The organism is Streptomyces sp. G5(2025) (assembly GCF_049542075.1).
Classification (GTDB): Bacteria; Actinomycetota; Actinomycetes; order Streptomycetales; family Streptomycetaceae; genus Streptomyces.
Map to the genome: position 1 here is coordinate 5,471,388 of NZ_JBMUZT010000006.1, position 13,161 is coordinate 5,484,548.

General features: G+C 68.9%; 14 protein-coding genes. All 14 read left to right on the forward strand.

Annotated features, from left to right (window positions below; all coding sequences use genetic code 11):
- The first annotated feature begins 6 nt into the window (after positions 1 to 6).
- The 14 genes from prmC to ACOBQB_RS35830 all read left to right on the forward strand — a co-directional run bounded on the left by prmC (position 7) and on the right by ACOBQB_RS35830 (position 13,075).
- The gene (gene prmC / locus ACOBQB_RS35765; RefSeq protein ID WP_127909460.1) at positions 7 to 852 is read left to right on the forward strand and encodes a peptide chain release factor N(5)-glutamine methyltransferase; all 846 of its coding nucleotides are present in this window, start codon (positions 7 to 9) and stop codon (positions 850 to 852) included.
- Between the two features lie 46 nt (positions 853 to 898).
- Positions 899 to 1,546, forward strand: a complete 648-nt coding sequence (locus ACOBQB_RS35770; RefSeq protein WP_205036317.1) for an L-threonylcarbamoyladenylate synthase — start codon at positions 899 to 901, stop codon at positions 1,544 to 1,546.
- On the forward strand, positions 1,543 to 2,196 hold the full coding sequence (locus tag ACOBQB_RS35775; protein ID WP_423597879.1) for a protein-tyrosine-phosphatase: 654 nt from the start codon (positions 1,543 to 1,545) through the stop codon (positions 2,194 to 2,196). The genes ACOBQB_RS35770 and ACOBQB_RS35775 overlap by 4 nt, the downstream gene beginning before the upstream one ends.
- A 78-nt stretch (positions 2,197 to 2,274) precedes the next feature.
- Positions 2,275 to 3,546 carry a serine hydroxymethyltransferase gene (gene glyA / locus ACOBQB_RS35780; RefSeq protein WP_423597880.1) on the forward strand — a complete coding sequence of 424 codons (1,272 nt, stop codon included), beginning with the start codon at positions 2,275 to 2,277 and terminating at the stop codon, positions 3,544 to 3,546.
- 130 nt (positions 3,547 to 3,676) lie between these two features.
- Positions 3,677 to 5,038 carry an MraY family glycosyltransferase gene (locus ACOBQB_RS35785; RefSeq protein WP_423597882.1) on the forward strand — a complete coding sequence of 454 codons (1,362 nt, stop codon included), beginning with the start codon at positions 3,677 to 3,679 and terminating at the stop codon, positions 5,036 to 5,038.
- Positions 5,039 to 5,310: 272 nt separating this feature from the next.
- Complete coding sequence (locus ACOBQB_RS35790) at positions 5,311 to 5,724, forward strand: hypothetical protein (RefSeq protein ID WP_423597884.1); 414 nt, start codon at positions 5,311 to 5,313, stop codon at positions 5,722 to 5,724.
- A 222-nt stretch (positions 5,725 to 5,946) separates the two neighbouring features.
- Positions 5,947 to 6,756, forward strand: a complete 810-nt coding sequence (atpB, locus tag ACOBQB_RS35795) for a F0F1 ATP synthase subunit A (RefSeq protein WP_423597886.1) — start codon at positions 5,947 to 5,949, stop codon at positions 6,754 to 6,756.
- 74 nt (positions 6,757 to 6,830) lie between these two features.
- Entirely contained in the window at positions 6,831 to 7,079 is a 249-nt protein-coding gene (gene atpE, locus ACOBQB_RS35800; RefSeq protein ID WP_205036302.1) for an ATP synthase F0 subunit C, read from the forward strand.
- Between the two features lie 41 nt (positions 7,080 to 7,120).
- The gene (locus tag ACOBQB_RS35805) at positions 7,121 to 7,666 is read left to right on the forward strand and encodes a F0F1 ATP synthase subunit B (RefSeq protein ID WP_423597889.1); all 546 of its coding nucleotides are present in this window, start codon (positions 7,121 to 7,123) and stop codon (positions 7,664 to 7,666) included.
- Positions 7,663 to 8,487 carry a F0F1 ATP synthase subunit delta gene (locus tag ACOBQB_RS35810; RefSeq protein ID WP_423597891.1) on the forward strand — a complete coding sequence of 275 codons (825 nt, stop codon included), beginning with the start codon at positions 7,663 to 7,665 and terminating at the stop codon, positions 8,485 to 8,487. The genes ACOBQB_RS35805 and ACOBQB_RS35810 overlap by 4 nt, the downstream gene beginning before the upstream one ends.
- Before the next feature lie 111 nt (positions 8,488 to 8,598).
- Positions 8,599 to 10,188 carry a F0F1 ATP synthase subunit alpha gene (atpA, locus tag ACOBQB_RS35815; RefSeq protein ID WP_423597893.1) on the forward strand — a complete coding sequence of 530 codons (1,590 nt, stop codon included), beginning with the start codon at positions 8,599 to 8,601 and terminating at the stop codon, positions 10,186 to 10,188.
- A 21-nt stretch (positions 10,189 to 10,209) separates the two neighbouring features.
- A complete protein-coding gene (locus ACOBQB_RS35820; RefSeq protein ID WP_423597895.1) occupies positions 10,210 to 11,127 on the forward strand; it encodes a F0F1 ATP synthase subunit gamma in 918 nt (305 codons plus the stop codon).
- Positions 11,127 to 12,569, forward strand: coding sequence for a F0F1 ATP synthase subunit beta (atpD, locus tag ACOBQB_RS35825; protein ID WP_423597897.1), 1,443 nt, complete (start codon positions 11,127 to 11,129; stop codon positions 12,567 to 12,569). The genes ACOBQB_RS35820 and atpD overlap by 1 nt, the downstream gene beginning before the upstream one ends.
- Before the next feature lie 131 nt (positions 12,570 to 12,700).
- Entirely contained in the window at positions 12,701 to 13,075 is a 375-nt protein-coding gene (locus tag ACOBQB_RS35830) for a F0F1 ATP synthase subunit epsilon (RefSeq protein WP_205036291.1), read from the forward strand.
- The last annotated feature ends 86 nt before the right edge of the window (positions 13,076 to 13,161 follow it).

A 13,161-nucleotide genomic window follows, 5' to 3' on the forward strand; every position in this document is an offset into this window, starting at 1 on the left:
ACCAGCGTGAACCTGCTGCTCGCGGAAGTGGCCCAGGCCACCCAGCGGCTGGCCGACGCCGGCGTGCCCTCGCCGCGCAACGACGCGGAGGAGCTCGCGGCCTTCGTGCACGGCGTGAAGCGGGGCGAGCTGCACTCCGTCAAGGACTCCGACTTCGACGCCCGCTACTGGGAGACGATCGCGCGCCGTGAGGCCCGCGAGCCGCTCCAGCACATCACCGGACGCGCCTACTTCCGCTACCTGGAGCTCCAGGTGGGCCCCGGCGTCTTCGTGCCGCGCCCCGAGACGGAATCGGTCGTCGGGTGGGCGATAGACGCGGTGCGCGCGATGGACGTCGTCGAGCCGCTCATCGTCGACCTGTGCACCGGCTCCGGCGCCATCGCGCTCGCCCTCGCCCAGGAGGTGCCGCGCTCGCGCGTGCACGCCGTGGAGCTGTCCGAGGACGCCCTGAAGTGGACGCGGAAGAACGTCGAGGGGTCCCGGGTCAAGCTGGTCCAGGGCGATGCCCGCGACGCGTTCCCGGAGCTGGACGGCCAGGTGGACCTGGTGGTCTCCAACCCGCCGTACATCCCCCTCACCGAATGGGAGTACGTCGCTCCGGAGGCCCGTGACTACGACCCCGAGCTCGCCCTGTTCTCCGGCGAGGACGGCCTCGACCTGATCCGGGGCATCGAGCGCACGGCCCACCGGCTGCTGCGCCCCGGCGGCGTCGTCGTCATCGAGCACGCCGACACCCAGGGCGGCCAGGTTCCGTGGATCTTCACCGAGGAGCGGGGCTGGGCCGACGCGGCCGACCACCCCGACCTGAACAACCGGCCGCGCTTCGCGACCGCTCGCAGGGCGATGCCGTGACGACCAAGATTTCACCGCAGCAGTACGTGTACGAGGAGGCCCGCTGATGGCACGGCGATACGACACCAATGACGCGACCGACCGCTCGACCGGTCTGCGCGAGGCAGCGTCCGCCGTCCGCCGGGGCGAGCTGGTCGTGCTCCCCACCGACACCGTCTACGGCATCGGCGCCGACGCCTTCAGCCCGGAGGCGTGCGCCGACCTGCTCGACGCCAAGGGCCGCGGCCGCAACATGCCGACCCCCGTCCTCATCGGCTCCCCGAACACCCTGCACGGCCTGGTCACCGACTTCTCCGAGATGGCCTGGGAGCTCGTCGACGCCTTCTGGCCCGGTGCCCTGACCCTCGTCGCCAAGCAGCAGCCCTCCCTCCAGTGGGACCTCGGCGACACCCGCGGCACGGTCGCCATCCGGATGCCGCTGCACCCCGTCGCCATCGAGCTGCTCACCGAGGTCGGCCCCATGGCCGTCTCCTCGGCCAACCTCACCGGGCACCCCGCCCCCGAGGACTGCGACGCCGCGCAGGAGATGCTCGGCGACTCCGTCTCCGTCTACCTGGACGGTGGCCCGACTCCCGGCATCGTCCCCTCGTCGATCGTCGACGTCACGGGCAAGGTGCCGGTCCTGCTCCGCGCGGGCGCGCTCGACGCGGACGAGCTGCGCAAGGTGGTACCCGACCTCGAGGTGGCGAATTGACAGCCCCTGAGACGGGGCGTGGCATAGCGGGCTTCCCGGGCTCTGCGGGCACCTTCCGCATCCTCCACGTCAGCACCGGCAACGTATGCCGCTCGCCGATCACCGAGCGGCTGACCCGGCATGCCCTGGCCGACCGCCTCGGCGACCCCCTCACCGGCGGCCTGATCGTGGAGAGCGCGGGCACGTGGGGGCACGAGGGCGCCCCCATGGAGACCAACGCCGAGACGGTCCTCGCGGACTTCGGGGCGGACGCCAGCGGCTTCATGGGGCGCGAACTCCTCGACGACCACGTCATCCGCGCCGACCTGGTGCTGACCGCCACCCGCGACCACCGGGCGCAGGTCATCTCCATGGGCCACTCGGCGGGCCTGCGCACCTTCACCCTCAAGGAGTTCACCCGGCTGGTGCGGGCCATAGACCCCACGACCCTGCCGGAGCCGGACGGCAACGGCGTGGTGGAGCGCGCCCGCGCCCTGGTGCGGGCCGCCGCCGCCCTGCGCGGCTGGCTGCTCGCGCCCAGCGTGGAGGCCGACGAGGTGTACGACCCCTACGGTGCGCCCCTGCCGTTCTTCCGCTCCGTCGGCGACGAGATCAACCAGGCGCTCGACCCCGTGGTGACGGCGCTGACCGGGGTGCCCGCACACATGTAGCCGTACTCCCGCGCATGCCCGTCGCCACGGGCCTACATTGGATTCTGAGGTCACCCCCGCCAGGCCCCGGAGCCCACGATGTCGCTCAGCACGGTCAGCACCGCCCCCACCGCCCACCAGGCGTCGTACACGGACCTCGGCGCGCTGCGCCGGCAGGACCCCGAGCTGGCCGACGTCCTCATCGCCGAGGCCGCCCGGCAGTCCGGCGGGCTCCAGCTGGTCGCCGCCGAGAACTTCACCTCGCCCGCCGTCCTGACCGCCCTCGGCTCCCCGCTCGCCAACAAGTACGCCGAGGGGTACCCCGGGGCCCGCCACCACGGCGGCTGCGAACTCGTCGACGTCGCCGAGCGGATCGCCGTCGACCGCGCCAAGGCCCTCTTCGGCGCCGAGCACGTCAACGTCCAGGCGCACTCCGGTTCCTCCGCCGTCCTCGCCGCGTACGCCGCGCTGCTGCGGCCCGGTGACACGGTCCTCGCGATGGGCCTGCCGTACGGCGGCCACCTCACGCACGGCTCACCCACGAACTTCTCCGGGCGCTGGTTCGACTTCGTCGGCTACGGCGTCGACGCCGAGAGCGGCCTCATCGACTACGACCAGGTGCACGCCCTGGCCCGCACCCACCGCCCCAAGGCGATCGTCTGCGGCTCGATCTCCTACCCCCGGCACATCGACTACGCGGCCTTCCGGGCCATCGCCGACGACGTGGGCGCGTACCTCATCGCCGACGCGGCGCACCCCATGGGCCTGGTCGCCGGGGGAGCGGCGCCGAGCCCCGTGCCGTACGCCGACGTCGTCTGCGCCACCACCCACAAGGTCCTCCGCGGCCCCAGGGGCGGCCTCCTGCTGTGCGGGGCGGACCTGGCCCACCGGATCGACCGGGCCGTCTTTCCGTTCACGCAGGGAGGCGCCCAGATGCACACGATCGCCGCCAAGGCGGTGGCCTTCGGCGAGGCGTCGGCACCGTCCTTCACCGCGTACGCCCATCAGGTGGTCGCCAACGCGCGGACGCTGGCGGCCGCCCTGGCCGACGGCGGGTTCGCGATCACCACCGGTGGCACCGACACCCACCTGATCCTGGCCGACCCGGCCCCCCTCGGAGTCGAGGCGCACATCGCCCGCGGCAGGCTCGCGGCCGCCGGGATCGTCCTCGACACCTGCGCCCTGCCGCACGGCGACGCCCGCGGACTGCGCCTGGGCACCGCCGCCGTCACCACCCAGGGCATGACAGGACCCGACATGGCGCGCGTCGCGCAGCTGCTGGCCGGCGCGGTCCGCGGTACCGGGGAGAGCACGGACGTACGGGACGAGGTTCGTGAACTGGCGGGCAGATTTCCGCCGTATCCGGGATAGGACGGGGTAGCCGCGTCAGAGACGCACGCGTTCTCGTGCAACCATCGTCGCTACCCGTAAGTCCCCAACCGTATGCGCGCAAAGCTAGGCTGTGGGGCTGAGATGGCCAGCGATACCTGTGGGGAAGCCCGTGCGTGAATACCTGCTGACGCTCTGCATCACGGCCGCGGTGACCTATCTGCTGACCGGGCCGGTGCGGAAGTTCGCGATCGTGGCCGGTGCCATGCCGGAGATCCGCGCCCGCGACGTGCACCGGGAGCCCACGCCCCGGCTCGGCGGGATCGCGATGTTCTTCGGCCTGTGCGCGGGCCTGCTGGTCGCCGATCACCTGCCGAACCTGAACGCGGTCTTCGAGAACTCCAACGAACCGCGCGCGCTGCTCTCCGGAGCGGCGCTGATCTGGCTGATCGGCGTCCTCGACGACAAGTTCGAGATCGACGCCCTGATCAAGCTCGGCGGCCAGATGATTGCCGCGGGCGTCATGGTCATGCAGGGCCTGACGATCCTGTGGATCCCGGTCCCCGGCGTCGGCACGGTGTCGCTCACTTCCGGCCAGGGCACCCTGCTGACTGTCGCGCTCGTCGTCATCACCATCAACGCCGTCAACTTCGTGGACGGCCTCGACGGCCTCGCGGCGGGCATGGTCTGCATCGCCTCCGCCGCGTCCTTCATGTACGCCTACCGCATCTGGTACGGCTACGGCATCGAGGCCGCCGCGCCCGCCACGCTTTTCGCCGCCATCCTCATGGGCATGTGCCTGGGCTTCCTGCCGCACAACATGCACCCCGCCCGCATCTTCATGGGCGACTCGGGGTCGATGCTCATCGGCCTGATCCTGGCGGCGGGCGCCATCTCCGTGACCGGCCAGGTCGACCCGGCGGCGATGAAGCTGAACTTCGGTGGCACCCGCGACGCCACGCACGCGATGCTGCCGGTCTTCATCCCGCTGCTGATGCCGCTGACGATCATCGCGATCCCCTTCGCCGACCTGGTCCTCGCCATCGTGCGGCGCACATGGAACGGCAAGTCGCCCTTCGCCGCCGACCGCGGGCATCTGCACCACCGGCTCCTGGAGATCGGCCACTCGCACAGCCGCGCGGTGCTGATCATGTACTTCTGGTCGGCGCTCATCGCCTTCGGCACCGTCGCGTACTCCGTGCACTCCACGAGCGTGTGGATCTTGCTGCTCATCGTCGCGCTCAGCGCGCTGGGGCTCGTGCTGCTCCTGCTGCCGCGCTTCAGGCCGCGTACTCCCCGCTGGGCCGAGGCGTTCGTGCCGCCGCGCTACCGCCGCCGACGAGCGGAGACCGCCGAGACCGCCGAGAGCGTCGAGACCGCCGAGACCGCCGAGACGCAGACGGCCCATGAGGGTGCCGGGACGCCCGCCGGCCCGGTGCCCGCCGCCGTGCCCGACCTGAGCGGTGTCAGGCGCCCGCACGGCAGCACAGCGGTGTCCGAGCGGCCCCGTGTACGGTCGCACGAGCGTGACTAGGCGCGGCTATCACCCCAAGGTGTGCATGGCCAACACGAAACGTGCATCATGGACCGATCGTGTGATGGTCGGCACACTTTCAGGTAAAGACTGCATCAAATAGTTTGTGATACGGTTCACGAGAACCCGAGATATATTGGGGCGGCCCCGACGAGACCGGCCGCCCTGGTGAGGTGCGCCTCTTCGTCTCCGTGCGCCTCGCGTCCGGATCAGGGCCATCGCTCGACGTATCGCAATGCCACGCCCCCAATTCCGCCGGAGGAGCTGCCGCCATGCAGTCCAACGACGCCCGCACACTGCTTCACTGTGCCCTGCCCACCGCTGCCGCGGGTGTGGCGGGAGTCGCGGTCAGTGCCGCCGTTGCCGGCGGCAAGGGTGCGCTCGGTGCCACCTTCGGCGCACTTCTCGTCCTGCTGTTCATGGGTGGCGGGCTTGTGGCGCTCCAGCGAGGCGCGCGTTCCTTCCCCCATCTGTTCCAGATGATGGGCCTGCTGGTCTACACCGTGCAGATCCTGATCCTGATGGTGGTGCTGAGCATGATCAGCGGTACCTCGGCGTTCAACTCCAAGTGCTTCGCGTTCACGCTGCTCGCCGCCACTTTGGTGTGGATGGGAGCGCAGGTGCGTTCCCATATGAAGGCCAAGGTCCTCTATGTGGAGCCGGAATCCGCCCGGCCGCAATCGTGAGCTGTAGGGCCAGCGTAAGGAGACCTCCGCTCATTTGCTATGGTCTCGCCACAACTGCGGCAGAGCTGGCGCGGGAGGCGGCCGTGCCCGTGAAGCCATACGGCTCGGAGCCCAGCCGCCGCCCCCAAATCCGCAAGTCCAGTCCAGTGCCGCTCCGCGGACATCGACCGCGCCGACACATCGAGGTTGCCGTACCCATGCGCCACGTTGAAGGAGCTCGCGGTGAGTAACGCCCAGACGCTCGCCTTCGAGACCGATTGCCACATTTTTGAAGGGTGCGGTTTCCCGACCCCCGGCCTGCACTCCTTCCTCTTCGAGCCGATTTTCACCGTTGGCGGCTTCGAGTTCAACAAGCCGATGCTGCTGGCCCTGGTGAGTTCGGTCGTCGTCATCGGCTTCTTCTGGGCCGCTTTCAATAAGCCGAAGCTGATCCCCGGCAAGCTCCAGATGGTCGGCGAGATCGGATATGACTTCGTGCGCCGCGGGGTCGTCTACGAGACGCTCGGCAAGAAGGAGGGCGAGAAGTACGTCCCTCTCATGGTCTCGCTGTTCTTCTTCATCTGGATCATGAACATCTGGTCGATCGTCCCGCTCGCCCAGTTCCCGGTGACCTCGGTCATCGCACTGCCGGCGGGTCTCGCGGCGATCGTCTACGTGCTCTGGGTGAGCGTCACCTTCAAGAGGCACGGCTTCATCGGTGGCTGGAAGAACATCACCGGTTACGACCGCTCGCTCGGCCCGGTCTTCCCGATGGTCATGTTCTTCGAGTTCCTCTCGAACATGATCATCCGGCCCTTCACCCACGCGGTGCGGCTCTTCGCCAACATGTTCGCGGGCCACGTCCTGCTGGTGATCTTCACCATCGCGAGCTGGTACCTGCTGAACGGCATCGGTATCGCCTACGCGGGTGTCTCGTTCGTGATGGTCATCGTGATGACGATCTTCGAGCTCTTCATCCAGGCGCTCCAGGCCTACGTCTTCATCCTGCTGGCCTCCAGCTACATCCAGGGCGCGCTCGCCGAGCACCACTGAGTACGCCTGGCCTCTCCCCCCGATACATCCGGTGGCCAACCCCCACCGGCCCGTAAAAAGAAGGAAGTTACGGCATGTCCGCTCTCGAGACCCTCGCCGCGGTCAACGTCCAGGGCAACTTCGGTGCGATCGGCTACGGCCTCGCCGCCATCGGCCCCGGCATCGGCGTCGGCATCATCTTCGGTAACGGCACGCAGGCCCTCGCCCGTCAGCCCGAGGCCGCCGGCCTCATCCGCCAGAACCAGATCCTCGGCTTCGTGCTCTGTGAGGCCCTGGCGCTCATCGGTCTGGTCATGGGCTTCGTTTACCCGGTTCCTTCCTGATCCGGTCTCGTTGACGAGAAACTTCAACGGAAGGCACTGATGTGATCTCCCTGGTACAGCTGGCGTCGGAGGAGCCTCAAAACCCTCTGATTCCGGCAATCCCCGAGCTCGTCATCGGCCTGATCGCGTTCGTCATCGTCTTCGGCTTCTTCGCCAAGAAGTTCCTCCCGAACATCAACAAGGTTCTGGAAGAGCGCCGCGAGGCGATCGAAGGCGGCATCGAAAAGGCCGAGGCCGCTCAGACCGAGGCCCAGAGCGTTCTTGAGCAGTACAAGGCTCAGCTCGCCGAGGCACGGCACGAGGCCGCGCGTCTGCGCCAGGAGGCGCAGGAGCAGGGCGCCACGCTCATCGCCGAGATGCGGGCCGAGGGCCAGCGTCAGCGCGAGGAGATCGTCGCCGCGGGCCACGCCCAGATCGAGGCCGACCGCAAGGCCGCCGCGCAGTCGCTGCGTCAGGACGTGGGCCAGCTGGCCACCGACCTGGCCGGCAAGCTCGTCGGTGAGTCCCTCGCGGACCACGCCCGGCAGAGCCGCACCATCGACCGCTTCCTCGATGACCTTGAGGAGAAGGCCGAGGCGGCTCGATGACAGCGCACGGAGCCAGCCGCGAGGCACTGGCCGCCGCGCGTGAGCGTCTGGACGCGCTGACCGACAACACGTCGGTCGACGCCAAGCGGCTCGCGGACGAGCTGGCCGCGGTCACCGCGCTGCTGGGCCGCGAGGTCTCGCTGCGTCGGGTCCTGACCGACCCGGCGCAGTCCGGCGAGGCCAAGGCCGACCTGGCCGGGCGGCTGCTGAGCGGCCAGGTGGGCGGCGAGACCGCCGACCTGGTGGCCGGCATGGTCCGCTCGCGCTGGTCGCAGTCGCGGGACCTGGTGGACGCCCTGGAGGAGCTCGCCGACCTCGCCGACCTGACCGGCGCGCAGAAGTCCGGCGCGCTGGACAACGTCGAGGACGAACTCTTCCGGTTCGGCCGGATCGTCTCCTCAAGCACCGGGCTGCGGGCGGCACTGACCGACCGCGCCGCCACGGGCACGGCCAAGAGCGAGCTGCTGCGCAGCCTGCTCGGCGGTCGCGCCGAGAACGTGACGGAGCGCCTGGTCGCACGCCTGGTGACCGCGCCGCGTGGACGTAGCCTGGAAGAGGGACTCGAGTCCCTCTTCCAGCTGGCCGCGGACCGACGCAACCGCATGGTCGCCGTCGTCACTTCCGCTGTTCCGCTCTCGGACCAGCAGAAGCAGCGTCTCGGCGCCGCGCTGGTCAAGGTGTACGGACGGCAGATGCACCTCAACCTCGACGTGGACCCCGAGATCCTCGGCGGGATCAGGGTCCAGGTCGGCGACGAGGTCATCAACGGCTCCATCGCGGACCGCATCGAGGAAGCCGGCCGCCGCGTGGCCGGCCAGTAACTCAACACGCACGAAATACGGCCCTAGTTGGGCCGTGCAGAGGATTCCTGGGGGCTGACCCCAGACCCCCCAAGAAAACTTCGGGCCCAACAAGGAGAGCAGGGAACCCAGATGGCGGAGCTCACGATCCGGCCGGAGGAGATCCGGGACGCGCTGGAGAACTTTGTCCAGGCGTACAAGCCGGACGCGGCCTCGCGCGAGGAGGTCGGTACGGTCACCGTCGCCGGCGACGGTATCGCCAAGATCGAGGGTCTGCCCTCGGCCATGGCGAACGAGCTGCTGAAGTTCGAGGACGGATCTCTCGGCCTCGCGCTGAACCTCGAAGAGCGCGAGATCGGCGCGGTCGTCCTCGGCGAGTTCAGCGGTATTGAGGAAGGCCAGCCGGTCAGCCGTACCGGCGAGGTGCTGTCGGTCGCCGTGGGCGAGGGGTACCTCGGCCGCGTCGTCGACCCGCTCGGCAACCCGATCGACGGCCTCGGCGAGATCGAGACCAGCGGCCGACGCGCCCTGGAGCTGCAGGCACCGGGCGTCATGGCCCGTAAGTCGGTGCACGAGCCGATGGAGACCGGCTACAAGGCCGTCGACGCGATGACCCCGATCGGCCGTGGCCAGCGTCAGCTGATCATCGGTGACCGCCAGACCGGCAAGACCGCCCTGGCCGTCGACACGATCATCAACCAGCGCGACAACTGGCGCTCGGGCGACGTGAACAAGCAGGTCCGCTGCATCTACGTCGCCATCGGTCAGAAGGGCTCCACCATCGCCTCCGTGCGTGGTGCGCTCGAAGAGGCCGGCGCGCTGGAGTACACGACCATCGTCGCCGCCCCGGCGTCCGACCCGGCCGGCTTCAAGTACCTGGCGCCGTACACCGGCTCGGCCATCGGCCAGCACTGGATGTACGAGGGCAAGCACGTCCTCATCGTCTTCGACGACCTCTCGAAGCAGGCCGACGCCTACCGCGCCGTGTCCCTGCTGCTCCGCCGCCCGCCGGGGCGCGAGGCCTACCCGGGTGACGTCTTCTACCTGCACTCGCGTCTCCTTGAGCGCTGCGCGAAGCTCTCCGACGAGCTGGGCAAGGGCTCGATGACGGGTCTGCCCATCGTCGAGACCAAGGCGAACGACGTGTCGGCGTTCATCCCGACCAACGTCATCTCCATCACCGACGGCCAGTGCTTCCTGGAGTCGGACCTCTTCAACGCCGGTCAGCGCCCCGCGCTGAACGTCGGTATCTCCGTCTCCCGAGTCGGCGGTTCCGCGCAGCACAAGGCGATGAAGCAGGTCTCCGGCCGACTGCGCGTGGACCTCGCCCAGTTCCGCGAGCTGGAGGCGTTCGCCGCCTTCGGTTCCGACCTGGACGCCGCGTCGAAGGCGCAGCTGGAGCGCGGCCAGCGCATGGTCGAGCTGCTCAAGCAGCCGCAGTACCAGCCGATGGCGACCGAGGACCAGGTCGTCTCCGTGTGGGCCGGTACCACCGGTCGCATGGACGACGTGCCGGTGACCGACATCCGCCGCTTCGAGAAGGAGCTCCTGGAGTACCTGCACCGCAAGGAGCAGGGCCTCATGACCTCCATCAAGGAGGGCGGCAAGATGTCGGACGACACCCTCCAGGCCGTCGGCGACGCCATCGTGGAGTTCAAGAAGCAGTTCGAGACCTCGGACGGGAAGCTTCTCGGCGAGGACGCTCCGGCCGCCGCCAAGTGACGTAAGGAAGGGACCTGACTCATGGGAGCTCAGCTCCGGGTCTACAAGCGTCGCATCCGATCCGTCACCGCGACCAAGAAGATCACCAAGGCGATGGAGATGATCGCCGCCTCGCGCGTCGTCAAGGCGCAGCGCAAGGTGGCGGCCTCCACGCCGTACGCGACCGAGCTCACCCGCGCGGTCACGGCGGTCGGCACTGGCTCGAACACGAAGCACCCGCTGACGACCGAGGCGGAGACGGCGACCCGTACCGCGGTTCTGCTCCTGACGAGCGACCGCGGTCTGGCCGGCGCCTTCAACTCGAACGCCATCAAGGCCGCGGAGCAGCTGACCGCGCGCCTGGAGGCCGAGGGCAAGGAGGTCGACACGTACATCGTCGGCCGCCGTGGTCTGGCCCACTACAACTTCCGCGAGCGCAAGGTCGTGGAATCGTGGTCGGGCTTCACCGATGAGCCCACGTACGCGGATGCCAAGAAGGTCGCGGCGCCGCTGATCGAGGCGATCGAGAAGGAGACGGCGGAGGGCGGCGTGGACGAGCTCCACATCGTCTACACCGAGTTCGTCTCGATGATGACGCAGACGGCCATCGACGGCCGCCTGCTGCCGCTCAGCCTCGAAGAGGTAGCGGAGGAGAAGCCCGCCAAGGGCGAGATCCTTCCGCTGTACGACTTCGAGCCGTCGGCGGAGGACGTCCTCGACGCCCTGCTGCCGCGCTACGTCGAGAGCCGTATCTACAACGCGCTGCTCCAGTCGGCCGCCTCCAAGCACGCCGCCACGCGCCGCGCGATGAAGTCGGCGACCGACAACGCCGGGGATCTGATCAACAGCCTCTCCCGGCTTGCCAACGCGGCCCGCCAGGCCGAAATCACCCAGGAAATCAGCGAGATCGTCGGCGGCACAGCAGCCCTGGCCGACGCGACCGCGGGGAGTGACAAGTAATGACCACCACTGTTGAGACGGCCGTTGCCACGGGCCGCGTCGCCCGGGTCATCGGCCCGGTCGTCGACGTGGAGTTCCCCGTCGACGCGATGCCGGAGATCTACAACGCCCTGCATGTCGAGGTCGACGACCCGGAGACCGCGGGCGGCCGCAAGACGCTGACCCTTGAGGTCGCCCAGCACCTGGGTGACGGCGTCGTCCGCTCGATCTCGATGCAGCCCACCGACGGCCTGGTCCGCCAGGCCCCGGTCAAGGACACCGGCACGGGCATCTCGGTGCCCGTCGGTGACGTCACCAAGGGCCGGGTGTTCAACACCCTCGGTGAGGTCCTGAACGACGACGCGTCCACCGTCGCGGACGCCGAGCGCTGGACGATCCACCGCAAGGCCCCGGCCTTCGACCAGCTTGAGTCCAAGACCGAGATGTTCGAGACCGGCCTGAAGGTCGTCGACCTTCTCACCCCGTACGTCAAGGGTGGAAAGATCGGTCTGTTCGGTGGTGCCGGTGTCGGCAAGACCGTGCTGATCCAGGAAATGATCGTCCGTGTGGCCAAGCTGCACGACGGTGTCTCCGTCTTCGCCGGTGTCGGCGAGCGCACCCGTGAGGGCAACGACCTCATGGTCGAGATGGAGGAAGCCGGCGTTCTGGACAAGACCGCGCTGGTCTTCGGCCAGATGGACGAGCCGCCGGGCACGCGTCTGCGCGTCGCCCTGGCCGGTCTGACCATGGCGGAGTACTTCCGCGATGTGCAGAAGCAGGACGTGCTGTTCTTCATCGACAACATCTTCCGCTTCACGCAGGCCGGTTCCGAGGTCTCGACCCTGCTCGGCCGCATGCCCTCCGCGGTGGGTTACCAGCCGAACCTGGCCGACGAGATGGGTCTCCTCCAGGAGCGCATCACCTCGACCCGTGGTCACTCGATCACCTCGATGCAGGCGATCTACGTCCCCGCGGACGACCTGACCGACCCGGCCCCGGCCACCACGTTCGCCCACCTCGACGCGACGACGGTGCTCTCCCGTCCGATCTCCGAGAAGGGCATCTACCCGGCCGTGGACCCGCTGGACTCCACGTCCCGCATCCTGGACCCGCGCTACATCGCGCAGGACCACTACGACGCCGCCATGCGTGTCAAGGGAATCCTGCAGAAGTACAAGGACCTCCAGGACATCATCGCGATCCTCGGTATCGACGAGCTCAGCGAGGAAGACAAGCTCGTCGTCGCCCGCGCCCGTCGCGTGGAGCGCTTCCTGTCCCAGAACACCCACGCCGCCAAGCAGTTCACCGGTGTGGACGGTTCGGACGTGTCCCTCGACGAGTCGATCGCGGCGTTCAACGCGATCTGCGACGGCGAGTACGACCACTTCCCGGAGCAGGCGTTCTTCATGTGCGGTGGTCTTGAGGACCTCAAGAAGAACGCCAAGGAGCTCGGCGTCTCCTGAGCCGCGTAGCTCGTCCCGGTGAGGGGCGGGGTGCCACCCCGCGAGGGCAGTGTCCCGCCCCTCCCGTACGCCCACTAGAATTTGACCCAACACCCGGCGAAGCCGCCGGGTGGTGACCCGAGGAGCCACCCTTGGCTGCTGAGCTGCATGTCGAGCTGGTCGCCGCGGACCGCAGCGTCTGGTCCGGCGAGGCCACCCTGGTCGTCGCGCGCACCACGTCCGGCGACATCGGCGTCATGCCCGGTCACCAGCCGCTGCTCGGTGTGCTGGAGTCGGGCCCGGTGACCATTCGTACGAGTGGCGGCGGCACCGTCGTCGCCGCCGTCCACGGAGGATTCATCTCCTTCGCGGACGACAAGCTGTCGCTGCTGGCCGAGATCGCGGAGCTGTCCGACGAGATCGACGTCCAGCGTGCGGAGCGGGCGCTGGAGCGCGCGAAGTCGGAGGCCGACGCCTCCGCCGAGCGGCGCGCCGACGTCCGACTGCGTGCGGTGGCGGCGCGCTGACCCCAGCGCGCGGCGTAACGTGACTCAGCCGCGGCCAGGTCCGGGAACATTCCGGACCGGGTCGCGGCTGAGGCAATGCGGGTGCA

Coding starts and splice junctions, on each gene's coding strand:
- atpD (WP_423597897.1), top strand. CDS start 11,127: ATGACCACCACTGTTGAGACGGCCGTTGCCACGGGCCGCGTCGCCCGG.
- ACOBQB_RS35810 (WP_423597891.1), top strand. CDS start 7,663: ATGACAGCGCACGGAGCCAGCCGCGAGGCACTGGCCGCCGCGCGTGAG.
- atpA (WP_423597893.1), top strand. CDS start 8,599: ATGGCGGAGCTCACGATCCGGCCGGAGGAGATCCGGGACGCGCTGGAG.
- atpE (WP_205036302.1), top strand. CDS start 6,831: ATGTCCGCTCTCGAGACCCTCGCCGCGGTCAACGTCCAGGGCAACTTC.
- ACOBQB_RS35770 (WP_205036317.1), top strand. CDS start 899: ATGGCACGGCGATACGACACCAATGACGCGACCGACCGCTCGACCGGT.
- glyA (WP_423597880.1), top strand. CDS start 2,275: ATGTCGCTCAGCACGGTCAGCACCGCCCCCACCGCCCACCAGGCGTCG.
- ACOBQB_RS35790 (WP_423597884.1), top strand. CDS start 5,311: ATGCAGTCCAACGACGCCCGCACACTGCTTCACTGTGCCCTGCCCACC.
- ACOBQB_RS35820 (WP_423597895.1), top strand. CDS start 10,210: ATGGGAGCTCAGCTCCGGGTCTACAAGCGTCGCATCCGATCCGTCACC.